This window comes from Arthrobacter sp. K5, assembly GCF_040448525.1.
GTDB classification, from domain to species: Bacteria; Actinomycetota; Actinomycetes; order Actinomycetales; family Micrococcaceae; genus Arthrobacter; species Arthrobacter globiformis.
The window spans coordinates 4,173,054-4,196,473 of sequence record NZ_CP159279.1; the positions used below are offsets into that span (position 1 = coordinate 4,173,054).

Annotated in this window: 23 protein-coding genes; 18 read left to right on the forward strand and 5 right to left on the reverse strand. The window is 64.7% G+C overall.

Translation table 11 applies throughout. The features are described 5' to 3' along the window. Nucleotides 1-39: 39 nt before the first annotated feature. Nucleotides 40-1,296: a restriction endonuclease gene (locus ABRP34_RS19035; protein ID WP_353711346.1), complete on the forward strand. Its 1,257-nt coding sequence runs from the start codon at nt 40-42 to the stop codon at nt 1,294-1,296. On the opposite strand, the gene ABRP34_RS19040 is transcribed toward ABRP34_RS19035, so the two are convergent. After that, nucleotides 1,293-1,595, reverse strand: a complete 303-nt coding sequence (locus ABRP34_RS19040; protein ID WP_353711347.1) for a hypothetical protein — start codon at nt 1,593-1,595, stop codon at nt 1,293-1,295. The genes ABRP34_RS19035 and ABRP34_RS19040 overlap by 4 nt on opposite strands. A gap of 299 nt (nt 1,596-1,894) precedes the next feature. On the opposite strand from ABRP34_RS19040, the gene ABRP34_RS19045 reads away from it, so the two are divergent. Continuing rightward, nucleotides 1,895-2,443 carry a helix-turn-helix domain-containing protein gene (locus tag ABRP34_RS19045; protein ID WP_353713410.1) on the forward strand — a complete coding sequence of 183 codons (549 nt, stop codon included), beginning with the start codon at nt 1,895-1,897 and terminating at the stop codon, nt 2,441-2,443. 9 nt (nt 2,444-2,452) lie between these two features. Here ABRP34_RS19045 and ABRP34_RS19050 read toward each other — a convergent pair whose 3' ends face one another. Then, a complete protein-coding gene (locus tag ABRP34_RS19050; protein ID WP_353711348.1) occupies nt 2,453-4,123 on the reverse strand; it encodes an ATP-binding protein in 1,671 nt (556 codons plus the stop codon). Between the two features lie 101 nt (nt 4,124-4,224). On the opposite strand from ABRP34_RS19050, the gene ABRP34_RS19055 reads away from it, so the two are divergent. Then, nucleotides 4,225-4,980, forward strand: coding sequence for a response regulator transcription factor (locus tag ABRP34_RS19055; protein WP_003804541.1), 756 nt, complete (start codon nt 4,225-4,227; stop codon nt 4,978-4,980). Between the two features lie 17 nt (nt 4,981-4,997). Here ABRP34_RS19055 and ABRP34_RS19060 read toward each other — a convergent pair whose 3' ends face one another. Together ABRP34_RS19060 and ABRP34_RS19065 are read right to left on the reverse strand one after the other, a co-directional pair. Continuing rightward, nucleotides 4,998-5,423 (reverse strand): very short patch repair endonuclease, encoded by a 426-nt coding sequence (locus ABRP34_RS19060; protein ID WP_003804540.1) that lies wholly within the window; start codon nt 5,421-5,423, stop codon nt 4,998-5,000. 26 nt (nt 5,424-5,449) lie between these two features. Beyond that, nucleotides 5,450-5,884 (reverse strand): pyridoxamine 5'-phosphate oxidase family protein, encoded by a 435-nt coding sequence (locus ABRP34_RS19065; protein WP_353711349.1) that lies wholly within the window; start codon nt 5,882-5,884, stop codon nt 5,450-5,452. A 204-nt stretch (nt 5,885-6,088) separates the two neighbouring features. Between ABRP34_RS19065 and ABRP34_RS19070 the strand changes: the two genes are divergently transcribed. From ABRP34_RS19070 to ABRP34_RS19080, 3 genes are all read left to right on the forward strand, one after another. After that, the gene (locus tag ABRP34_RS19070) at nt 6,089-7,951 is read left to right on the forward strand and encodes a hypothetical protein (protein ID WP_353711350.1); all 1,863 of its coding nucleotides are present in this window, start codon (nt 6,089-6,091) and stop codon (nt 7,949-7,951) included. A gap of 219 nt (nt 7,952-8,170) precedes the next feature. Continuing rightward, the gene (locus ABRP34_RS19075; RefSeq protein WP_353711351.1) at nt 8,171-8,845 is read left to right on the forward strand and encodes a DUF6318 family protein; all 675 of its coding nucleotides are present in this window, start codon (nt 8,171-8,173) and stop codon (nt 8,843-8,845) included. A 2-nt stretch (nt 8,846-8,847) separates the two neighbouring features. Next, nucleotides 8,848-9,792 (forward strand): hypothetical protein, encoded by a 945-nt coding sequence (locus ABRP34_RS19080; protein WP_353711352.1) that lies wholly within the window; start codon nt 8,848-8,850, stop codon nt 9,790-9,792. A 16-nt stretch (nt 9,793-9,808) separates the two neighbouring features. Here the strand turns inward: ABRP34_RS19080 and ABRP34_RS19085 are convergent, their stop codons facing one another. Then, a complete protein-coding gene (locus ABRP34_RS19085; RefSeq protein WP_353711353.1) occupies nt 9,809-11,134 on the reverse strand; it encodes a GAF domain-containing protein in 1,326 nt (441 codons plus the stop codon). Nucleotides 11,135-11,325: 191 nt separating this feature from the next. Here ABRP34_RS19085 and ABRP34_RS19090 point away from each other — a divergent pair, with 191 nt between their 5' ends. From ABRP34_RS19090 to ABRP34_RS19145, 12 genes are all read left to right on the forward strand, one after another. Then, entirely contained in the window at nt 11,326-13,116 is a 1,791-nt protein-coding gene (locus tag ABRP34_RS19090) for an NAD(P)/FAD-dependent oxidoreductase (protein ID WP_353711354.1), read from the forward strand. A gap of 12 nt (nt 13,117-13,128) precedes the next feature. After that, nucleotides 13,129-14,184: a 2,3-butanediol dehydrogenase gene (locus ABRP34_RS19095; RefSeq protein WP_353711355.1), complete on the forward strand. Its 1,056-nt coding sequence runs from the start codon at nt 13,129-13,131 to the stop codon at nt 14,182-14,184. A 166-nt stretch (nt 14,185-14,350) separates the two neighbouring features. Continuing rightward, the gene (locus ABRP34_RS19100; protein WP_353711356.1) at nt 14,351-15,424 is read left to right on the forward strand and encodes an alkene reductase; all 1,074 of its coding nucleotides are present in this window, start codon (nt 14,351-14,353) and stop codon (nt 15,422-15,424) included. A 194-nt stretch (nt 15,425-15,618) separates the two neighbouring features. Continuing rightward, on the forward strand, nt 15,619-16,164 hold the full coding sequence (locus ABRP34_RS19105) for an alternate-type signal peptide domain-containing protein (protein WP_353711357.1): 546 nt from the start codon (nt 15,619-15,621) through the stop codon (nt 16,162-16,164). Between the two features lie 75 nt (nt 16,165-16,239). Beyond that, nucleotides 16,240-16,845 (forward strand): hypothetical protein, encoded by a 606-nt coding sequence (locus ABRP34_RS19110; RefSeq protein WP_353711358.1) that lies wholly within the window; start codon nt 16,240-16,242, stop codon nt 16,843-16,845. After that, nucleotides 16,832-17,503: a signal peptidase I gene (locus tag ABRP34_RS19115; protein ID WP_353711359.1), complete on the forward strand. Its 672-nt coding sequence runs from the start codon at nt 16,832-16,834 to the stop codon at nt 17,501-17,503. The genes ABRP34_RS19110 and ABRP34_RS19115 overlap by 14 nt, the downstream gene beginning before the upstream one ends. Continuing rightward, entirely contained in the window at nt 17,500-17,784 is a 285-nt protein-coding gene (locus tag ABRP34_RS19120; RefSeq protein ID WP_353711360.1) for a hypothetical protein, read from the forward strand. The genes ABRP34_RS19115 and ABRP34_RS19120 overlap by 4 nt, the downstream gene beginning before the upstream one ends. A 256-nt stretch (nt 17,785-18,040) precedes the next feature. Then, the gene (locus tag ABRP34_RS19125; RefSeq protein ID WP_353711361.1) at nt 18,041-18,772 is read left to right on the forward strand and encodes a GntR family transcriptional regulator; all 732 of its coding nucleotides are present in this window, start codon (nt 18,041-18,043) and stop codon (nt 18,770-18,772) included. 283 nt (nt 18,773-19,055) lie between these two features. Continuing rightward, on the forward strand, nt 19,056-20,051 hold the full coding sequence (locus ABRP34_RS19130; RefSeq protein ID WP_353711362.1) for a sugar phosphate isomerase/epimerase family protein: 996 nt from the start codon (nt 19,056-19,058) through the stop codon (nt 20,049-20,051). Nucleotides 20,052-20,098: 47 nt separating this feature from the next. After that, nucleotides 20,099-21,874 carry a dihydroxyacetone kinase subunit DhaL gene (gene dhaL / locus ABRP34_RS19135; protein WP_353711363.1) on the forward strand — a complete coding sequence of 592 codons (1,776 nt, stop codon included), beginning with the start codon at nt 20,099-20,101 and terminating at the stop codon, nt 21,872-21,874. After that, nucleotides 21,871-22,359, forward strand: a complete 489-nt coding sequence (locus ABRP34_RS19140) for a ribose-5-phosphate isomerase (protein WP_353711364.1) — start codon at nt 21,871-21,873, stop codon at nt 22,357-22,359. Before dhaL ends, ABRP34_RS19140 begins: the two co-directional genes overlap by 4 nt. Beyond that, a complete protein-coding gene (locus ABRP34_RS19145; RefSeq protein ID WP_353711365.1) occupies nt 22,356-23,324 on the forward strand; it encodes a 3-hydroxyacyl-CoA dehydrogenase family protein in 969 nt (322 codons plus the stop codon). The genes ABRP34_RS19140 and ABRP34_RS19145 overlap by 4 nt, the downstream gene beginning before the upstream one ends. Nucleotides 23,325-23,420 lie beyond the last annotated feature (96 nt).

Genomic DNA, 23,420 nt, shown 5'->3' on the forward strand with positions numbered 1-23,420 from the left:
ACTGCGGCCGCGGGGACCGCTAAGGCACCCGGCGCCGCTGTGGCGTCCGGCTCCGCGCGCCGCCCGGCGGGCTCCGCGCCGGCGCGGCGGCACATCGTTCTGGACGAGCTCTCCGGCGGCACTGTGGAGAAGCTCGACCCGGACAGCGCCGCCTTCCTGAACTCCAGCGGCCTGGCCAAGGCGACGCCGATGGGCATGGGACTCTTTCGGATCGAACCCGTTGGCATGGTGGGGTCGGTGCGCACTCCGCTGGTGCAACTGGACGTGCGGCCCAAGGACCGGCTCGGGCTGAGCCGGCTGCTTTTCCTGCTGAGCTACGCCGGGGACCAGGGCTTCCGCGACGACACCGTGGCGGCCGACGAAGATGCCGAGCTGTGGAGCGCCCTGGCGGCGTCACTGGTGCAGCTCGCCGAACGGGCACTGCAGCGCGGCGTCCTGCAGGGCTACGTCACTGTCGACGATTCGCTCCGGACGGTCAAGGGCCGCATACGCATTTCCGACCAGATATCGCGCCGGCCCGTGATGCTGGTGCCCCTCGAGGTGTCGTACGACGAGTTCACCGAGGACATCCCGGAAAACCGGATCCTGCGTGCCGCGCTGGACCGCATGTCGCGCGTCCCGGGAGTGCGCCCCGATGTGCTGAGCCGCCTGCGGCAGCTGAAGGGAAAGCTCGACGGCGTCACCCGCCTCCACACCGGCGCTCCGCTTCCGCCGTGGCGGGCCAGCCGGATGAACCTCCGCTACCACGGTGCTTTGCGGCTCTCCGAGGTGGTCCTGCGCAATGCCTCCGCCGAGGCAGGGGAGGGCAAACAGCAGACGGCGTCTTTCGTCGTCGATATGGGCAAGGTCTTTGAGGACTTCGTCGGCGCGGCCTTGCGCCGGGCCATGGCGGCCTTCCCCGGCGAGATGAGGCTGCAGTACAACGCGATGCTGAACGAGGCAGTGCGGGATTCGGACCGGCTGACCGTCCGCCCCGATGCCGTGCACCTGCTGGGCGGCCGGCCGGTGGTGGTGTACGACGCGCAGTACCGGGCCGGTACCGACCAAGGCGCGTCGCTTTCGGCGGACCACTTCCAGATGCTGGCCTACTGCACGGCTTTGCGCGTGCCCACGGCCTGGCTGGTCTACGCCGGGGCGGGTGAGGTGAAGCTGAGGCGGATCCTGAACACGGATATCGACATCGTGGAGTTTCCGCTGGACCTTTCCCGGCCGCCGTCGGAGATCCTGGCCGCCGTCGCCGACCTGGCGGAACAGTCCTGGGGAGAAGTGGTGCGCCAAGCGAGCCTCGGGCGCTAGTCCTGCGGCTCCTCCGGCTCCTCCTGATCACCGTCCAGCTCGGAACCGCACAGCTCCGAACCGTGCAGGTGGAGCAGGTGCTCGAGGAGGGCCTTCTCCGGAGACCCAGCATTGTGGACTAGGAAATGCCGGAGCTGGCTCCTGGCGCCGGCGCATTCCGGGTCAGTGTCCTCGAGTACCGACGAAATAACCCCTAAGACCTGTCCCCGCAACGCCTCCGCTGCAAGGCCGGCCGTGCCGCCCTGCCGTGGGTCAGGGTGTGGGGAGTTGGGCGCTTCCAACCGTATGTAGTCCGTCATGGCGACCGCTCGATAATCGACTTCCGCTATATCCAGGCCTCTGCATGGGCCAAGGTTTCGGCCAGCAGAATATGCACTGACCTGTGAGAACAATATCCCAAGACAGACAGGTCTGTCTCGCAGTTTGGGATAGACTGTCTGTAATGGCAGAGGTACCCAGCTCCAAGCCGTGGAGCGCCGGGAGAGTGCCTTCCGGAGGGCTTCAGACTGGACCGCAGCCGGCCGCCACGCCGGGTGATCCCCTGAGACCGGGGAACCCGTTGCGCGGCGAGGAAATTGCGGCATCCGGTGCTGCCGGAATGCGCGAACGGATCGTTGACGCCTCCTATGACCTTTTCGCCAGCCGTGGTGTCCGGGACGTCGGCATCAACGAACTCATCAGCTATTCCGGGGTCGCAAAGGCCACGTTCTACCGCCATTTCGCTTCCAAGGACGAGCTCGTGCTGGCGTTCCTGGAGAAGCGCGACCAAGTGTGGACGGTCAACGCCATCATGGGGGAGGCGCGGCGCCGGGCGGACACTGCCGAGCAGCAGCTACTGGCCATCTTCGATGTCTTCTCCGACTGGTTCCACCGCACCGACTTTGAGGCCTGTTCCTTCATCAACGTGCTGCTGGAGATGGGCGCCTCGCATCCGCTGGGACGGGCCAGCATTGATTACCTCGCCAGGATCCGCGGTCACGTCAAGCAGCTCGCGGACGAGGCAGGGCTGCAGCGGACCGACGATTTCTCCCGCTCCTGGCACATCCTGATGAAGGGCTCGATCATCTCCGCGGCGGAGGGGGATCTTGAGGCAGCCCATCGGGCCCGCCGGCTGGCCGGCTGGCTGATCGAGCACCACCGGGTGTAGGCCGGCAACTCAGTTCTGCACCGGCACGGCGAACGTGAACGTTGTGCCTTTCCCCACCTCGCTGCGGAGTGAGACGCGGCCCCCGTGGGCTTCCACGATGGCCTTGCTGATGGACAGCCCCAGCCCGACGCCGGGAATCGTTGAATTGCGGACGGCTGCGGCCCGGAAGAACTTGGCAAAGACCTCCTCCTGGTCCTGCTGGCTCATCCCCATGCCTGTATCGCTCACGCTGCACACCATGTGGCCGCCCTCGGACCGCAGCGACACCACCACGTCGCCGCCATCGGGCGAGTACTTGATGGCATTGGAGACGAGGTTGTCCAGCACCTGGGAGATACGCGCGGCGTCGATGTGGGCCTCCAAGCGGTCCGGGGCATCGGCTCGCAGGTGGATGCCGGATTCCGCAGCGCGCGGCAGGGCGGCGGTGACGCTGGTGCGCACAAGCTCTGCCACATTCACGGCCTCGGGCGTGACGAGCAGCTGGCCGTTGCGGCTGGACAGCAGGTCCGAGACCAGCGTGAGCAGCCGCTCCGAGTTCCGCCGGATGATTTCCAGGGGGCCACGCTGGGAGTCGGTGAGATCGTCGTCGTCGTCCAAGAGAAGCTCGACGTAACCAAGAATCGACGTGAGCGGGGTACGGAATTCGTGGGAGACGTTGGAGACGAAATCGTCCTTGGCGGCCAGGGCGTTCACCAGCTCGGTGACGTCGCCGAACACGATGACGGAGCCGGCGAAATTCCCGTCCTGGTCCGTCATGGGCCTCGCGCTGGTGGAGATCGCGCGCTGTTCGGCTCCCGCTCCGAGCCACACCAGGTAATCGGTGAATTCCTCGCCGAGGACCGCGCGCCGGACCGGCCGCTGGTCGGTGGGGACCAGTGTGGTCCGGTCGGCGGCAAACACCAGCAGCTGCGACTCGTTGGGATCCTCGATGGTCGGTGGCGAAGCCAGCTGGTGATGCTTGCGCTGCTTGCGGTTCATCAGGATGTCATGGCCCTCCGCATCCACGGCGAGGACGCCCAAATGCACCGTGTCCAAAACCGTGTTCAGTAGCCGTTCCTGGCGTTTGCTTCCGGTCAGGACAACGCGGAGCTGGGAGTCCTTTTCTTCGAGGTCCCGTTGCTGCCGGACCATGCTGAGCGTCATGACGGACACGGTAACGCCGATGCCCAGCATCATCACCGGCAGCAGGAAGGAGCGCGCCAGGTCCTGGCCGGAGACGGCGCCGCGGAGAAAGAGTGGCACCCAGATGATTGCCAAGGGGCCGAAGAAGGAGATCGCCACTGCGGCCTTGGGGAATAGCCCGGAGGCGCACAGCCAGATGACCGGAAATACGGCCATGAGGCTGAGCCCTGTCAGGCTGTCCTGGCCGCCTTCCCTGCCCAGGCAGATCGACACCAGGTCCAGGAGGGGTATTACCAGGAAAGAGGGATAGGGCAACCGGTGCCACGGCACGGCCAAGCAAAGGATCAGGATTACTGCCTGTGACAGCAGAAAACTGATGAAAAGGGGATTGAGCAGCGTTTCAGGGAAGAACGCCAGAATAAGAAAAGCTGTGATTCCTGCCGTCACGGAAAGCGGCATTTGGCTCAGCATTACCCTGCCCCGCAGGGAGTATTCGTGGAAGGGGCGCCGGAAAAGCAGGATCCGGCCCGAGGAACCTTTCCAGGCGATACTGCTCATGGGCGATGGTCCATCTGGACGGGGCGTGAGAAACGCATAGGAGCAGGATATCCGCCGGGAGCTATACTGCAGACGGGATGTAGCGGGCTGAGGGGGCTGCGATGGGTGATACACGCGTGGGACTGGTCATCGAGGATGATCACGATATTCGCGAATTGGTTCGTGTTGTTCTGACGCAGGCCGGTTTTGAGGTGCGCGCCGCGAGCAGCGGAGCCGAGGGCGTTCTGGCCGCCAAGGAACTGGATCCGGCGGTCATCACGCTCGACCTCGGACTGCCGGACATCGACGGCTTCGAGGTGGCCCGGCAGATCCGCCAGTTCTCCGATGCCTACATCGTCATGCTCACTGCCCGTGCGGAAGAGCTGGATACCCTGATCGGCCTTGAGTCGGGCGCCGACGATTACCTCACCAAGCCGTTCCGACCGCGTGAGCTGCGTGCCCGTGTTGCGGCCATGATGCGGCGTCCGCGTTCGACGCCGGATCTCGCCGAGGAGGGCGGCTCACCTGCCGCCGCCGCGAACGAGGGGCGTAAGTACACCCACAACGGCCTTGACCTGAGCTATGACTCCCGGACCGTGGCGGTTGACGGCCAGGAGTTGAGCCTGACCCGCACCGAATTCGACCTGCTCCATGCCCTGCTGGAGGCGGGCCGCATGGTCCGTACCAAAGCGGACCTGGTGCGCCGACTGCGGGACGAACCGTACGACGTCGGAAGCTACATCAGCGAGGCGGACGAGCGGTCTGTTGAGGTGCACATGGGCAACCTGCGCAAGAAACTCGGTGATTCGGCACAGAACCCGCGGTGGCTGCAGACTGTCCGCGGCGTGGGATACCGGCTGGCTCCGGCTGAGAACTGAGCCACGCCTGATCGGGGTCAGCCCGCTGTGAGGAACAGCTCCAGCTGTTTCTCGACGGCGGACATGTCCTTGAGTTCGCACTCCCAGACGGTAAGTACCTCCCATCCGTCGTTTTCCAGCTGCCTGCGCTGGCTGGCATCGCGGTCCCGGGTGCGGGCGCGTTTCGTTTCCCAAAATTCGGCGTTGGCTTTGGGCGCGTGCTGGCCCACTTTGCAGTCGTGGAAATGCCAGAAGCAGCCGTTGACGAAGATGACCTTGCGCCGTCCGGCGAAGACGAGATCCGGGTTGCCGGGCAGCTTGATGCCGCGCGAGGCGCCGTGCAGGCGGTACCGGTAGCCTTTGGCATGCAGGAGGCTGCGCACCAGCAGTTCGGGCTTGGTGTTCTTGCCCCGGATCCGGGACATGTTCCAGCTGCGCTGCTCAGGTGTCAGCCGGTCCGCCATATTTCCAGTCTAGGCCGGCGGCCCTGCTAGAAAGCGCGCTCCGGCTGCTCGCCAAACTGGAAGTGCCGGCCGCTCACGGAACCGGGATCGATCTCCACATAGAAGTCCTTCAGTGTGGGCACCCAGGACGCGAGCCCCAGCTCTTCGGCTTCGGCAATCTCCGCTGACTTGCTCAGGACGCGGGCCGTGCCGCGGAGCACCACCGACCACGCCTGGTCCGACATGATCCCGTCGGTCTCGAACAGGACCCTGTCGTTGATGGTCACCTGGGCGAGCTTGTTGCCCGGCGCTGTGCGGAAGTACAGCTTCCTCCGGCTCGTCACGTAGTTGACGGGGAAGATGTCCGGCTCGCCCGCCACGGTGACCACCAGGCGGCCGTGCGTGGTGCCCTCAAGAAGCTGCCAGCACTGCTCTTCGTCGAGGACCAGGATGGGATCGCCGTCGGCATGGTTGAACATCATGTGCTCCATTCTTCTACAGCTTGTAGAAAAACGATAGGGGTATGGACAGATTTTCCCAATAAGTGCGGAGTTGCGCCACGGGGCATGGCAGCGTTTGACGGGCAGGTAGGACACTTTACATCGCTGTAATACCGCCGGAACCGTGCTGTCGCACGGTGTGACTAGCGTCGGCAAGGACAAACCGGTGACGAAAGCGGATGCCTAATGACGAATGACCTGAAGGACAGCGAACTGTTGGATAGCCCGGGCGGCGGTGCCGCCGTCGAACGTGCCGCCGTCGAAGGTTCCGGCGCTGGGCCGGAAACCAAGCGGGCACGGGCGGGCGGTAACCCGGCGGGCGATAAACAGGCGGCCGGTAACGCGGACGCCTTGAGCGCCACGAAGGAAAGCCTGGAGGATTACACGCTCAGGTTCGCACCGCGTTCCTACCGCAAGTGGAGCGCGGGCGTGGTGGCGACGAGTGCGCTGGGAGGCATTGCCTACCTGGCTGATTTTTCGATCGGAGCGAATATCGGGATTGCCTACGGCACGGTGAATGCGATCCTCGGAATTGTGGTGGCCGCCGTGATTATTTTCGCCACGGGTTTTCCGCTTGCCTATTACGCAGCCCGGTACAACATCGATTTGGACCTGATTACCCGCGGCTCCGGATTCGGCTATTACGGATCCGTGGTGACAAACGTGATCTTTGCGACCTTCACGTTTATCTTCTTTGCGCTCGAGGGCTCGATCATGGCGCAGGGCCTCGAGCTGGGGCTGGGAATTCCGCAATGGCTGGGTTACGCGGCGTCCACGGTCATCATCATTCCGCTGGTCATTTACGGGATGAACACGCTGGCCAAACTCCAGGTCTGGACTACGCCGCTGTGGCTGCTCCTCATGGTGGTTCCGGTCGGCTATCTGCTGGTATCCCACCCCGGCAGCATCGATGACTTCTTCGCCTACACCGGAAATTCCGGTGGTGGGGGAACCAATTTGGCCTCGGTCATGCTTGCCGCCGGCGTCTGCCTGTCGCTGATGGCGCAGATCGCGGAGCAGATCGACTACCTGCGGTTCATGCCGCCCAAGACTGCCGACAACAAGGGCGCGTGGTGGCGCGCCGTGATTCTCGCCGGGCCGGGCTGGGTGCTGTTCGGTGCGGTCAAGCAGATCGTGGGCATGTTCATCGCCGTCTACCTGATCGCCAAGCTGGATCCGGCGGCCTCGGCCACGGCGAATGAGCCGGTGCACCAGTTCCTGGGCGTCTACGAGGAGATGATGCCGGCGTGGCTGGCGATGAGCCTGGCCGTGGTGCTGGTGGTTATTTCCCAGATCAAGATCAACGTCACTAACGCCTATTCCGGCTCGCTGGCGTGGACCAACAGCTTCACCCGCGTGACCAAGACATACCCGGGTCGCATGGTGTTCGTTGCGGTGAACCTGTTGATTGCGCTGGTCCTGATGGAAGCCAATATGTTCGACTTCCTCAACACGATTCTGGGCTTCTATGCCAACTGCGCCATGGCCTGGGTGGTCACGGTGGCCTCGGACATCGCCATCAACAAATACCTGCTGAAGATCTCACCCAAGACCCCCGAATTCCGGCGGGGCATGCTGCACGCCGTGAACCCGGTTGGGTTTGTATCCATGCTGGTTTCTGCCGGGGTGTCCATCGCGGTGTTCTTCGGTGCTTTTGGTTCCGGAATCCAGCCGTACTCACCGATATTCGCAGTGGGCCTGGCGCTCGTCCTGCCGCCGGTTCTGGCGGTCCTGACCAAGGGCAAGTACTACCTGCGCCGCACGGACGACGGCATTGACCTGCCGATGTTCGACGCCGACGGGAACCCCAGCGACGCAAAGCTGCTCTGCCACGTGACCGGGATTGAGTTCGAACGCCCGGACATGGTGCGCTCCGCCCAGGACGGGCCCGACGGCGAACCCCAGTATGTCTCGTCGCTCGCCTTGTCGACGGATAAGACGGGGGAGCTGGTACTGCCGGCGCAGCTGCCCCTTCCGGGGCAGCCACTCCGTCCTGGGCAGCACCTCCTTCCGGGGCAGCCCCTCCTTCCGGCGAAGCCCCGGGGGTAGCGCTGTAGGGCATGGCCGGCGCCATGATGACGGCGCCGTGATGGGGGACTGAAGCGGGCCCGGTGAGATTCTCACCGGGCCCGCTTTGTGTGGTCGTAGTGCCTTGTGCTTTCGGAATTTTGGCTGTGGATAACTTTGAGCCGAAACGTGTGACCTCGGTTACCCTTTAATCATTGTTTGGACACAGATGTCTTGAAACCTATCCGGGGGGATTAGCGCATGACTTCTCGTACCTGCATTTCTGAACGCCTCCGTCTGCCTGTCATTTCCGCGGTCGCTGTGTCCGTCCTTGCGCTCGCCGGCTGCAGCGATGGCGGAGATCCCCAGACCGGTCCAACTGCCACTGCCGTCGCCTCGCCAGCCGCGTCTGGTTCCGGTTCGGCATCCGCCAAGCCAAGCGCCACTCCCTCTCCCAAGCCGACGCCGGCTTACAAGCCGGCCGACGCGAAGGGGAGAGCGCAGAATGTTCCGGTGCCGATGAAGCCAGCTCTGGCCGATAAGAACACGAAAGAGGGGCTGGAGGCGTTTACGAAGTATTGGTTTCAAGCCCTCTCCTACGCCTATGAGACTGGCAATACGAAGTTGATGGAAGCAAGGAGTAGACCTGACTGCCGGTTTTGCAATGGGCTCCGGGACAACATTAAAAATGCGTGGCAAGGCAAACAATGGATCGTTGGAGGAAAAATCCAGACTCCGTCAGTGAGGGGGTTATACAAAGAAGGCGCGACGTCGCAGCAAGCGACAGTTCAAGTAATTCAACAGGAGATCACGATCTACAAAACGGATGGGAAGCCCTTCCCTGACGTGACCAAGCAAACGAATACCGGATCGCTGGCCGTGGTTAGATTCGATTCGTCGGGTTGGACCGTGATTGATCTCGGTCTGATTCGCTGACGATGAGGCTCGTGAGGCGGAACTGTCTGGCCGCGTTTCTGTTGCTCGTGGCTCTGACTCACATCGGTGCCGCGGCCTACGCTCATGGAACTCCGATCGTCGGGTTCGAAGATACTGGCATTGATGTCAACGCAACCAACTGGGTCCGCGACGAGGATTCCGGAGAGTTTGTTCCCGCCCCACCCGGCTACGTCAACAACGACCCCAACCAATACAACGCCTTTCCGCAGTGCCAAGTGGACGACGGCAACTTGGCAATTGACTGCTTGGCGAAGCAACGCGTGTGTCCCCCGAGAGCCGATGGTAAGCCCGGCGTTCCGGTGATTTGGAAGGTTGCCCCAAGGGAGTTAGAGAATCCTACTTGGACGGACTGGCAAGGCAATGGCGGCGGTCCGACGTGCCTCTATGACAGGAATCCCGAGGACCTTCTGCCCCGGATCGCCGCTCTTATCCAGAGGGCGTTCGATAGGCTTCCCGTCGTCCCGGGAACCCTAACCGCGCAGCCCAGTCCGCACACTCTCCGTGGTGCCGAGACCAACTTCTACGCCAAAGCCGCAGAGCAGCCGTTCGACATCACCATCCTGGCCCAGAAAATTCACATCATCGCCAAGCCCGTCCAGTACCGGTGGGACTACGGCGACGGCACGTCGCTCGGCCCCACGACCACCATGGGCGGCCCGCTCCCGCAGGACCGCTGGGGTGAGAAGACCCGGACCAGCCACGCCTACGCTGCGACCGGCGACTTCAACGTCGTCCTCACCACGTACTTCCAGGGCACCTACTCCGTGAACGGCGGGCCGAACCTGCCAATCCCCAACCAGGGTCAGTTCAGTTCTCCGCCCCAGACTGTGAGCGTGTGGCGTTCGGTCACCCGCAATTATGCCGACGACTGCAACACCAACCCGCAAGGTGAAGGCTGTCCAGGGGGTGCTCCGGGGAACCGTTAGAACAGCGCCGCCGGCCTTACGCCCGCAGTTCCCGGTCCAACCGTGCCGTCCTGGCCCGCAGCAATTGCAAGCGCGGATCAGCCGCACCGACCACTTGCTCAACCACCGCAGCAGCGGCGGAATCGGCGGCACCCATGTCCGTGGAGCACCACTGCAGGACCAGATCGGCTTCACCGCTGGCGCGCACCGAGGCACCGACGGCCTCGTTGAGTTCATCGCGCATAAGTTCAATGGCGAAGTTGGCCGAACGGGTCAGGAGCTTCGCTGGATACAACGCCAACGCATCGGCCACGCGCCCCGCACGCAGGTGGGCGGTAACGATCGACGCGTCGGTCTCAACGTTCACCTCCGCAGTGAACCGGTACGGATTGGGTTCAACAACGTTCCCAAGTAGCCCGCGAATCCGGTGCATCTCAGTCCGCACCGATGCGGCGGCACCGTCCTCGCCATACAGCTCGTACGCCAGTTCTTCAGCGCTCCAGCCACTGGACCGGGAGGCGAGCATCGCCAGGATTTCGGCACGGCGTAGTGTCAGCGCACGCGACGCACCGCCGTCGACCTCTGCAGTGGGCCTGTCACCCAGTATCCGCAGGGTCAACGTATGGGGCGTGCGGTTGGCTTGTGCTGCCGGAACCAGGCCTCTCCGCCCGGGCACTGCACCGATCGCTGGCGCGCCCGTAGACTTCAGCAGTTCTTCGGCCAGCCGGACACCGCACCGCACCATGCGCAGGCTGTCCGGCGTCACGGATTCGATCGGGCCGGAGACATCCAGGACGCCCAGGACGTCGCCCGTGAACGGATCCCGGATCGGTGCCGCGGTGCAGGCCCAGTCATGGTGCGTGCGAACGAGGTGTCCCGCGGAGAACAGCTGGGCCGGGGTGCCGGTGACCAGGGCCTCGCTGATGGCGTTGGTTCCCACTCCGGACTCAGACCAGTCGGCGCCCTCCACGAACTCCAAGGAATCCGCCTGCCGAAGAGCGCGCCGGCTGCCGATTCGCCAAAGAACCTCGCCGAGGTGGTCCGTGACAATGAGGAGATGCCGCCCATCCGTCGTCTCGTCGGCAATCAACTGGGACAGTGCCGGAATCACAGCTGCCAGGCGGTGGTCGGCGCCCAGCCGACGGGCTTCGCTGACGTCGTGGCGGTGGACAGGGCGGTGCCGGTCTGGATCAATGCCCAGCGCCAGGGACCGCTGCCAAGCGCTCACGAGTGACGGAGCGATGTACGGATCCGGGCGTCCGGAAATGGTGGCTTCATGGGCCTGCCGCAGCGCCCGGGCGTACTCGAGGGGTGAAGTAAAGCGGAGGTCGCGCGCCTGGGCGGCAGCATCGGACTTCGGCATACCCGTCCTCTCAACTCGCCATTGAATCGTGCCCTGCCCCCATCACAGGACGAAAAACGTGCAACCCGATTGTAACCCTCCGCGGCTTCTACTTGTGATGCGGGTCACGGAGGCGGCGGTGTGGCTGCCCCGGCATCAGCAACGTGGCACCAGGCCAATACACGGCCGGGTCATCAAAGGAAAGAGGAATCATGCCCGAGACACCAAACGGCATCGTCGCCGGCTGGCTGGAGCAGTTCGACGAGGCGCTGCGCACGAAGGACACCGACGCCGCGCTCGAGTTGTTCGACGAAGAATCGTATTGGCGCGACTTCGTGTCCTTCACCTGGAACCTCAAGACCATGGAAGGCAAGGACAGCATCAGGCGAATGCTCGATGCGACCCTCGACGACGTCGGGCCGCATAACTGGGCGCTCGCCGAGGACGCCACCGGCGACGCTGCCAGCACCGAGGCCTGGGTGACATTCGAGACTGCGCAGGCCCGCGGCTACGCCCATCTGCGGCTTCGCAACGGCAAGTGCTGGACCCTGCTCACCACGATGCAGGAACTCAAGGGATTCGAGGAGAAGAAAGGCCCCAACCGTGAGCAGGGCGTGGCCCACAGCATCGAAAAAGGCCGACGGTCCTGGCTTGAGCTGAAGGAGGAGCAGGCTGCCAAGCTTGGCCACGAGGAGCAGCCCTACACCGTTATCATCGGCGGCGGCCAGGGCGGCATCGGACTTGGGGCACGGCTGCGCCGGCTTGGCGTTCCCACTATCGTCATCGAGAAGAACGCGCGGCCGGGTGACTCGTGGCGGAACCGCTACAAGTCCCTGCACCTGCACGACCCCGTCTGGTACGACCACCTGCCGTACCTGAAGTTCCCCGACGACTGGCCCGTCTTCGCCGCCAAGGACAAGATCGGCGACTGGCTGGAGTACTACACCCGGATCATGGAGCTTAACTACTGGTCCAGCACCGAATGCACCAACGCACGCTGGAACGAGGACCGGAGCGAGTGGGAAGTCAGCGTGATCCGCGACGGCGAACCGGTCATCCTGCGCCCGAAGCAGCTCGTCTTCGCGCTGGGCGTTTCCGGCTACCCGAACGTTCCAAAGTTCGACGGCGCCGAGACGTTCCTGGGGGAGCAGTACCACTCCTCCAAGCACCCGGGCGGCGGGGACTGGACGGGCAAGAAAGCTGTGGTGATCGGGTCCAACAACTCGGCCCACGACATCTGCGCCGACCTCTGGGAACACGGCGCCGACGTCACCATGGTCCAGCGCTCCTCCACACACATCGCCCGCAGCGAGTCGCTCATGGACCTTGCACTCGGCGACCTTTACTCGGAGAAGGCGCTCGCCAACGGCGTCACGACCGAGAAAGCCGACCTGCTGTTCGCCTCGCTGCCGTACCGGATCCTGCCGGAAGCCCAGATCCCCGTCTACCAGGAGATGGCAACGCGCGATGCCGAGTTCTACTCCCAGCTCGAGGCGGCCGGCTTCGACCTTGATTTTGGCGTGGACGGCTCAGGCCTCTTCCTGAAATACTTGCGGCGTGGCTCCGGCTACTACATCGACGTCGGCGCCTCGCAGCTGATCATCGACGGCAGGGTGAAACTCGCCAACGGCCAGGTCAGCAAAATCACGGGCAACGCCGTCGTCATGGACAACGGCACGGAGCTGGAAGCTGACGTGATCATCTACGCCACCGGCTACGGTTCGATGAACGGTTGGCTTGCCGACCTGGTGTCGCCCGAGGTGGCAGACACGGTCGGAAAATGCTGGGGCTTCGGGTCTGACACCCCCAAGGATCCGGGTCCATGGGAAGGGGAACTGCGCAACATGTGGAAGCCCACCAACGTCGAAAACCTCTGGATCCACGGCGGAAACCTGCACCAAAGCCGGCACTACTCCAGCTATCTGGCGCTGCAGCTCAAGGCGCGCATGGAAGGCTTGCCCACCCCGGTGTACGAGCTGCAGCCCTCCCACCACACCCGCTAAAAGGAGCACGTCATGAAAGCGGCACGTTTTCACGGCCAGCGCGACATTCGGATCGAGGACATTCCGGAGCCGGAGCTGCGCCCAGGCGCGGTCAAAATCGCCGTCGCCTGGTGCGGCATCTGCGGCACCGACCTGCATGAATTCCTTGAGGGCCCCATCTTCATCCCGTCGCCCGGACATCCGCATCCGCTCACGGGTGAAGCGGCGCCCGTCACCATGGGCCATGAGTTCTCGGGAACCGTCGCGCAACTGGGGGAGGGGGTGTCCGGGCTGTCGGTTGGCGACAGCGTGGTGGTTGAGCCCTACTTCGTCTGTGATGAATGCGGGCCCTGCCGGGCCGGAAACTACAACCTCTGTACCCGCATGGGGTTCATCGGCCTGGGCGGCGGCGGGGGTGGCCTCAGCGAAATAATCGTGGTCGACTCGCGCTGGGTCCATCCCGTGGGCTCCATTCCGCTGGAGGAAGCTGCGCTGATCGAGCCCTTGGCCGTGGCGTACCACGCAGTCAGCCGCAGCGGCCTAACTGCCGGGAGCGTCGCCGTCGTCGGCGGTGCCGGGCCCATCGGCCTACTGACGGCCGCCGTCCTGAAGGGCCTCGGCATCACAACGATCGTCACGGAACTGTCCGCCGCCCGCAAGGACAAAGCGGCCTCATCGGGCGTCGCACACCATGTCATCGATCCGAGCCAAGAGGACGTGAAAGCACGGGTGCTGGAACTGACCGCCGGGGAAGGAGCCGACGCCGCCTTCGAGTGTGCCGGCGTCAATGCGGTGCTGGACAGCATGCTCGACGTGGTGAGGCCAGCGGGGGTTGTAGTCAACGTTTCCATCTGGGGCCGCCCAGCCACCGTGGACATGCAGAAGGTGGTGCTCAAGGAAATCGATCTTCGCGGCACCATCGCTTACAAGGGGGATCATGCCGCAGCCATCAAACTGGTCCAGGACGGAAAGGTGGATCTGAAACCCTTCATCACGGGACGAATAGCATTGGACGACCTCGTGGACAAGGGATTCGACACCCTGATCAACCACAACGACACCGCGGTCAAAATCATCGTTCACCCCTAGGGGAACGGGCCAATCAGCAGAAATGTCCGACGGCGGCACCCAACTGCGGTGCCGCCGTCGCCATGCCTGAGGTGCTTGGGACGGTGAACTCGGACACACCCGGAATAGTTGCACGCGCTAGGCAGTTAGAGCTGGTGAACCTGATGCATTCTGAAAGGAACTCCGCATGCTGTTTTCCCCGCTGACACTCGGCGAGCTCGAACTTTCCAACCGCCTCGTCATGGCCCCGCTGACCCGTCTTCGCAACGGCGTGGAAGGCGTCCCCGGCCCCCTGGTGGCGGAGCATTACCGCCAGCGTGCCTCGCTCGGCCTGATCGTCAGCGAGGGAACCTACCCCAGCCAGGCCGGCCGCTCCTACCCGGGACAGCCCGGGCTGGTGACCCCCGAGCAGATCGCCGGCTGGAAGAAGGTCACCGACGCCGTCCACGCCGAGGGTGGCCGTATATTCGCCCAGATCATGCACGGTGGCCGCGTCTCGCATGAGGACATCAACGGCGGCCACCGCGTCGTGGCCCCCAGCGCCATTGCCGTCGAAGGTGAAACGCGGACCTACAAAGGCAAGCAGGCGCACCCCGTCCCGCACGAGCTCTCCATTGACGAGCTGCCTATTGTCCGGGAGGAGATCGTCACGGCGTCGCGCAACGCTATTGAGGCAGGGTTCGACGGCGTGGAGCTGCACTCCGCCAACGGTTACCTTCTCCACGAGTTCCTGGCGCCCAACACCAATGTCCGCACCGACAGCTACGGCGGTTCGCCCGAGAACCGCGCCCGCTTCGTCATTGAGACGGTGAACGCCGTCGTGGAGGCGCTCGGCGCCAACCGCGTCGGAATCCGCATCTCGCCCGAACACAACGTCCAGGGCATCGAAGAGACCAACGCCGCCGACGTCCGGGCAACTTACGAGGTGCTGGTCAACTCCATCGCCCCGCTGGACCTGGCCTACCTGAGCATCCTGCACGCCGACCCGACCGGCGATCTGGTGCAGGACCTGCGGTCGCGCTTCAACGGCACGTTCCTGGTCAACACCGGCTTCGGCGTCATCACCACACGCGAGGAAGCTCTGGCGCTCGTGGCTGACGGCCACGCGGACGCCGTCGTCGTGGGCCGCCCCGCCATCGCCAACCCGGACCTTGCCCGCCGCTGGCGTGAAGGCCTGCCGCTGAACGAACCGGACCAGTCCACGTTCTACGGCGAGGGCGCGCAGGGTTACACCGACTACCCGGTGTACCAGCCGGCCTAAGCTCGTACTGCTCCAGCTCGAGCCTTCGTAAGAAGCCACAGGAACCGCCCGTTCGCCGGGCGGTTCCTGTGGCTTAACCAGGCGTTTTTTCTTGAGTGAAACTTGACCCTTTATCGCATGGAGTCCTGAGTTAGCCCCTGCATTGTTTTGTCCAGCAGGAAATCCACTCAGCATTTACCCCGAAGGGTCTCATCGTGAAGAACAGCGCACTGATCAAGGGAACCGCCGCCATCGCCGTTGGCGCTGCACTGCTCCTGGGCGGCGGCGGCACCCTGGCCTCCTGGAACGCATCCCAATCCGCCACCCCTGGCACCGTCGTCGCCGGTGACCTGAACGTCGTCGTGGCAAATACAGGAGTCTGGACGGACCACAACGGCGCCACGATCACCAACATCGCCAACTACAAGGTTGTCCCCGGCGACAAGCTCACCTACACCCAGGTTCTGGACGTGACCCTGACCGGCGACAAGATGGCCGCCGAGGTTGCCGCCGAGGGAGCTACACCGGATAACGGCTTTACCGAAGCCAACGTCGCTGTCACCGACCCGGTCCTGACCGTTGGTGAAACGGGTTTGGGTACGGAGGTTACGAACCCGTTGAAGACCAGCCAGAAGGTCACCGCCAAAATTACCTTCGAATTCAAGTGGGCCACAGCAGACCGCGACGACGTGACTGCGGAATACGACTTCAATGAGGTTTCCTTCACCCTAAACCAGATCACTCAGACGGGTCTGTCCTAAGCCGCTTCCGGCCGTCGCTTGGGGCGGCCGGAAGTCCAAACGTCGGCAGTTATCGAATGAGGGTCAGGAGGAACCATGGGCATCCCGCGCCACCTGCGGGCCGCGGCAGTTGTCGCCGCGGCAGTGCTCCTGGGCCTCCTGACCGTTCAGGGCAGCTACGCACTCTGGTCTGCTGCTGCCTCCGCGGCACCCGGAACCGTGACATCAGCCTCGTTCGACGTGAACCTCTCGGGACCCTCAACGCCGTCGACCAACATGACCCTGGCAGGGGGACAGTCGGCAATCGTGTCAGTAAATCCGTCCGGTTCGCTGACGCCGGGAAGCGCTGTCTACTCCAACGTTGCAGTTACCAACAGTTCCGACGCCGGAGGCCAGTTCAACCTCAACGTCGCCACGGGCCCGGCCGCAAAGAGCAATGTTGCGCCGGGGGATTTGGCGCAATATCTCACTGTCAGCGCTAAGTTCGCGGCAAATGCCGCCGCCTGCGGCACAACGGCTTACACCAACATCGCTGCTTCCGGACTAGCGCCGGTGGCCGTCACAAAACTGGCCAGCACAACGCTGTGTTTTGAAGTCAAGCTCGCCTCCAACGCTCCAGCCACCGTGAAAGGACAGTCCGTGACCATCACGATTCCCCTCTCCGCCACGCAGCTCTGCGGGGTGCCCAGTGGCTGCGCCTAGTATTCTTTCGACGGCGGACCTGGCAGTTGCCGGTCGGGCTGACGGTCCGGATTCCGGCGAGGCCGGCCGGGCCGGTTCGGCGGCTGGTGGTTCCAAGAGTTCCCTCCGCGGCGGCCGCCGAGCTGTCCAGTGGCTCGCGGCCGCAGGCAGAACCGTCAACTTCGTGCTGCTGATAGTCGCGGTTTTTGCTGCTCTGGTGCTCATCCTGGTACCCAAGGCCACAGGCTCCCAGACCTACGCGGTGCTGACGAACTCGATGGCGCCCAAGTACTCGCCGGGCACCTACCTGGTGGTCAAGCCCGCCGCTTTCAGCGAACTGAAGTCCGGGGATGTCATCACGTTCCAGCTGGAGTCGGGAAAACCTGCAGTGGAGTCTCACCGCATCATTGGCTTTGGAACCACGCAAACAGGGGAGAAGACCCTCATCACCAAGGGTGACAACAACGACATCACCGATCCCGATCCTGTCCGCGAGCCGCAGGTGAAGGGCAAGCTCTTCTACGCCGTCCCGTATGTGGGCTACGTGGCCAACGCGCTGGGGAACTCAGACCGCGGCCTCTGGATGTCGGTGGGTGCTGCCGGCCTCATCGGCTACGGTGCCCTGCTCATCTTCCGGCACATCCGCAGCCGGCGCCGCGAAGCAGGTGCAGCGGCATGAAAACCCCCGACGTCGTTCATGCCAAGGTTCCCGGCGCCATGCTGGCGCTTTTCGCCTGCATGCTGACGGTGCTGCTGGGCATTGGCGGCGCGGCCGCCGTCGCACTGTGGCAACAGTCAGCAACGGCGACGACGTCGGTCTCCGCTGCTGCCAACTGGGGTTCCCCGACAATAACGTTGGCCTGCACGCCCAGCACGAACGAAAAGACTGCGACCCTCGCGGTAAGTTCTACCCAGACGCCCACGCTGCTCAGTATTGCCCGGCAGACCAACGGGACCTAAAGCCCAGTCGCCATCGAGTACCTCGCCGACCTCACCGCGCAGACGTTCACGCTGACCGAGACCTCGCCCATCGTCATTGCCAACGCCGGCGCAAACCCAATAACAGTTCGCGTGACCGCTACCTTCTTGGACGGTCAGAAAGCCACCGCAGAATGGACCCTGGGCATCGTCAGCAGCGGCGGCAAGGTCAAGTGTGCGCCGTAACGTCTGCCTAAGCGTGCCATGCTTCCCTGAGGCGTCCCTATAGGATCTGATCATGCAAAAAGCGTCCAACGGCACCCGCGCCGGCAGCCGGCCCGAGGATCCGACCGGGCGCAAAGCGGGCCGGACTGTCAGCCGCCAGGTCCTGGCCGACCACGTCTACGAGGAGCTGCTGGCCTCGCTCATGGACGGCCGGCTGGAACCAGGGGCGGCCGTCAGCATCGACGGAACTGCCCGCGAACTGGACGTTTCCCCGACCCCCGTCCGCGAAGCATTGGCCCGGCTGGAACACACCGGCATGGTGCGCAGGGTGGCGCTCAAGGGTTACCGCGTGGCGCCGGTTTTCACCCGGGAGGACTTTGCGGATCTCATGGAGGCCCGCCTCGCGATCGAGCCGGTCAACGCCCGGCTTGCCTGCGCGCGCCTGAACCCGCATCGTCTCGCCGAGCTTGAGCAAACGGTCACCGACCTGAAGTCGGCGCCGCGCGGCCCGTCCTTTGCCGAGTACAAGGACTACCTCGAGGCCGACGAGCGATTCCACCAGCTGATTGCCCAGCAGACGGACAACCAGTTCCTCGTCGGCGCTTATGCTGCACTCGGGGGACAGGTCCAACGCTTCCGACTTTTCGGGGGAGTGGGGATCACCGACGCCGAGAATGCCATCGCCGAGCACCAGTCCGTCCTGGACGCTTTGTCCAGCGGCGACCCCGAGAAGGCCGAAGCCGCCATGGCGGCCCACATCCAGAAGGTCCGCGAGCGCGCCATGGCGGACGCCCCGGAGGAGTAGCGGCACCCGCGCAGTAGCGACAACACACCCCAAGTAAGTAGCAGCAGAGGGCGTTCCCAGCCGTGGGAAGGCCCTCTGCTGCTACTTAGTTGGGTGAGGCGTAGCGTGGAAGGTGCAACGACTATCGGGCCTCGAGAGTGAGGGCCCTTCACACGCGGACATCCCCCCTATAGGATCTTCGATGGCCAACAATCGTGGCTGGCAGTGGAAGTGGGTGTGACCTTGACAACTCCTACTAGATAGTAAATCCTATAGGAAACAGGATCCACGAGGAGTGAACACCATGGCTTACACCGCCGACAACTGGCCCATCACCGCGGCACTGCTGCAGTTCCCGGGCGTTGACGCCCAAGGCACCCACATCAACGACGCTGACGCCTCCGCCTGGGCGGAGGTCTTCACAGAGGTCAAGGAAGCCGGCTTCGCCAACGCCGACCTCACCGACAGCTGGGTCCGTCCCGGCGACCTCAGCAAGCAGCGCCTCGCCGAGTTCAAGCAGACCGCGGACAGCGTCGGCATCGGCATCCCGGTCATCTCCGCCATCCGCCAGAGCGTGATCCAGGAGGGCAAGTGGGAGGACAACCTGGCCTACAGCCACCGCACGATCGACGCCGCCGCTGAACTCGGCTGCGAAGTGGTTTCCTTCGGCCTGCACCAGGCCATCACCCCGGAACAGCAGAAGCAGCTCTGGTTCTGGACCGTCGAAGGCTACAAGGACCCGGTCGGCGACAAGGACGCCTGGAATAACGCCGTCGCCCGTTTCCAGGAACTTGGCCGCCACGCGGCAGAGGTGGGCGTCCTGCTCTCGCTCGAGATGTACGAGGACACCTACATCGGCACCGCGGACTCCTCCGTGCAGTTCGTCCAGGACATCGGCCTGTCCAACGTCGGCCTCAACCCCGATCTGGGCAACCTGATCCGCCTGCACCGGCCGATCGAGGACTGGCGGGAAATGGTTGCCAAGACCCTGCCGTACTCCAACTACTGGCACATGAAGAACTACATCCGTGACGAGGACGTGGCACGCGACATGTATGTTGCCATGCCTGCCCCCATGGAAAGCGGCCTGATCAACTACCGCGAGGCGTTTAAGGTGGCCCTCTCTGTGGGCTTCCAGGGCATCCTCTGCACCGAGCACTACGGCGGCGACGGCCTCTCCGTGACGGCCAGCAACCAGGATTACCTGCGCCGCCACGTGCTGCCCAAGAAGGAAGGCTACGCCCTCGGCCAGAGCCAGGTGGCGCAGGGCCGTCAGCAGCCCGCCGCCGTCGCACATTAGGACAGCGCAGCAGAACCGACCAACCAACCCGGATTCAATGAGGAACCATGACCCAGATCTTCGACAATCCCGCTGATTTCGCAGACGAGGCGCTGGACGGCTTCGTGGCCGCCAACCGCGGATACGTTGCCCGCGTGGACGGCGGCGTCGTCCGCTCCACCGAGATCCCCGCCGGCCAGGTGGCCCTCGTGGTGGGCGGCGGCTCCGGACACTACCCCGCCTTCGCCGGCCTGGTCGGGCCTGGCCTGGCCGCCGGGTCCGCGTGTGGCAACATGTTCGCCTCGCCGGCCGCCGGACAGGTCTACCGCGTGGCCAAGGCGGCAAACGCGGGTGGCGGCGTGCTGCTGAGCTACGGCAATTACGCCGGGGACGTCCTGCACTTCGGCCAGGCACAGCTGCGGCTCAACGCCGAAGGCATCGAGACGCGCACGGTGCTGGTCACGGACGACATCGCCAGCGCGCCGCTGGACCAGATCGAGAAGCGCCGCGGCATCGCCGGCGACCTGACGGTCTTCAAGATCGCAGGCGCCGCGGCCGAGGCCGGTCTGAGCTTGGACGAGGTGGAGCGTCTCGCCATCAAGACGAACCACCGCACGCGTTCGCTGGGCGTCGCCTTTGACGGCTGCACCCTTCCCGGCGCGTCCGAGCCGCTGTTCCACGTCCCGGCCGGGCAGATGTCGCTGGGCCTGGGCATCCACGGCGAACCGGGCATCTCCGAGCACCCCATGCCCACGGCGTCCGAGCTCGCCGAGTTGCTGGTCTCCCGGCTTCTCGAGGACAAACCCGACGACGCCGGTGACCGCGTGGTTGCCATCGTCAACGGACTGGGCACGGTCAAGTATGACGAGCTGTTCCTCCTCTTCGGCAAGATCGAAAAGCTCCTCATCGCCGCCAACCTGACCGTCGTGGAACCGGAGTGCGGCGAACTCGTCACCAGCCTGGACATGTCCGGACTCTCGCTCACCCTGCTGTGGCTCGACGACGAACTCGAACAGTTCTGGGCCGCGCCGGCCGACACCCCTGCCTTCCGCAAGGGCAACACCGCGCCGCGCGCCCGCCGCGAACTCTCCAGCGCCGAAGACACAGCCGCCGAGGAGACCGAAAAGGCCACCCCGGCGTCCGCTGACCTGGGCCGGCTGGCAGCCGCCGTCCTCGCCCAGGTGCGGGACGTCGTCGTCGAGCATGAAGCGGAGCTTGGCGACCTGGACGCGATCGCCGGCGACGGCGACCACGGCATCGGCATGCGCCGCGGCGTTGATGCGGCTGCCGCGGCCGGCGAGCAGAATGCAGCAGCCGGAACCTCGGTTGAACGCGTGCTCACCGCCGCCGGCGAGGCGTGGAGCGAACGCGCCGGCGGAACGTCGGGGGCGCTGTGGGGTACGGCCGTGATGGCCGCCGGCCTCGCGCTGGGCAACCGGGATTCGTATGCCGCCGGGGACGCGTCCGCCGCCGTGTCCGCCTTCAGCAACGCCATCACCGAACTCGGCAAGGCAGAGCCGGGGGACAAGACCATGGTTGACGCCCTCCTGCCGTTCCGGGACGCGTTCAAAGACGCGTTCGACGGCGGTGCCTCCCTCACCGGTGCCCTCACCACCGCCGCTGCCGCGGCGAACGAAGCAGCCCGCCGGACCGCGGACCTGCGCCCGCTCAAGGGCCGCGCCCGCCCGCTGGCTGAAAAGAGCCTTGGCCACCCGGACCCCGGCGCAGTCTCCTTCGGACTGATCGCCGAACGCGTAGCCACCTACCTCGCATCTGATGCGGCCGATTCCACACCGGCCGCATCCCACATGGCCTCGACGGCCGGAAACGGAGCAACGGAATGAGCAACACAGAAGGCTGGCGCATTGTCATCGGCAACGATGAGGCCGGCGTTGAATACAAGGAAGCACTGAAGGCCCTGCTGGAGGCGGACCCCCGCGTTGCCTCCGTCGAGGACATTGGCGTCGCGGCCAACGACTCCACCGCGTACCCGCACCTGGCTGTGGCAGCCGCCCGCAAGGTGGCCGAAGGCGAAGCGGACCGCGCACTCCTGATCTGCGGCACCGGCCTTGGCGTGGCCATCGCCGCCAACAAGGTCCCCGGCATCCGCGCCGTCACGGCGCACGACAGCTACTCCGTGGAACGCTCCGTCCTCAGCAACAACGCCCAGGTCCTCACCATGGGCCAGCGCGTCATTGGGCTGGAACTTGCCAAGAAGCTCGTGGGCGAATGGCTGGAGCACCGCTTCGACGAAAACTCCTCCTCCGCCGCCAAGGTGGACGCCATCTGCTCCTACGAACCCGACTACACGAAGGCCGACCGAACATGACCGAAACACCCACCAGCTCACGCAAGTTCGCCGTCGTCGGATCCGGCTACATGGGCGGCGGCATCGCCCAGGTCCTCGCCCTCGGCGGGGCCCGCGTTGCCCTCGCCGACGTATCCGCCGAGGTGGCACAGAAGAACTACGAGCGCCTGCTCACCGAGTCCGACCAGTTCGTGGCGGACGGGCTGTTCCCCGAGGGATCCACCGAGATCCTCAAGCAGAACCTCTGGGCCGCGAAGGACATCGAGGAAGCCGTGGCAGACGCCGACTTCATCGAGGAGGCGGTGCCCGAGGTCATCGGCATCAAGCACGAGACGCTGGCCCGCATCAGCGCCGCCGCCCGGCCGGAGGCCGTCATCGGCTCCAACACCTCCACGATCTCCATCGCCGAACTCTCCCAGCCGGTCGCCAACCCGGAGCGCTTCCTCGGCGTGCACTTCTCCAACCCGTCGCCGTTCATCCCCGGCGTCGAGATCATCCCGCACGAGGGCACCTCCACCGAGACCGTTGCCGCTGTCCGCGACCTGGTCCACTCCGCCAACAAGCAGACGGCCGTGGTCAAGGACGTCACCGGCTTCGTGCTGAACCGCCTGCAGTACGCGCTCTTCCACGAGGCCGCACAGCTGGTGGAGCAGGGCATCGCGACGGCGGAGGACGTGGACACCCTGGTCCGCACCACCTTCGGCTTCCGGCTGCCGTTCTTCGGCCCCTTCGCCATCGCCGACATGGCCGGCCTGGACGTCTACAACTTCTGCTACAAGTCGCTGCAGACCGACTTCCCGGAGCGCTTCGCCACACCGAAGATCCTCACGGACCTCGTGGAGGCAGGCAAGCTCGGCACCAAGACTGGCGCAGGCTTCCTGAACGTCCCGGCCGAGCGCACTCCCCAGCTGATCGCGTACCGCAACAAGGCCTACGTCGCCATGCAGAAGCTCATCGAGGAACTCGGCCCGGCGCCGATCAACTAGGCGCGCCATCTAACTAAGCACTGATCAACCGAGCACCACAGCAGTTGGGCGCTGCCCCGGGCAGCTGCCCTTCTGTTGTGCTGCCCATTTCACCCA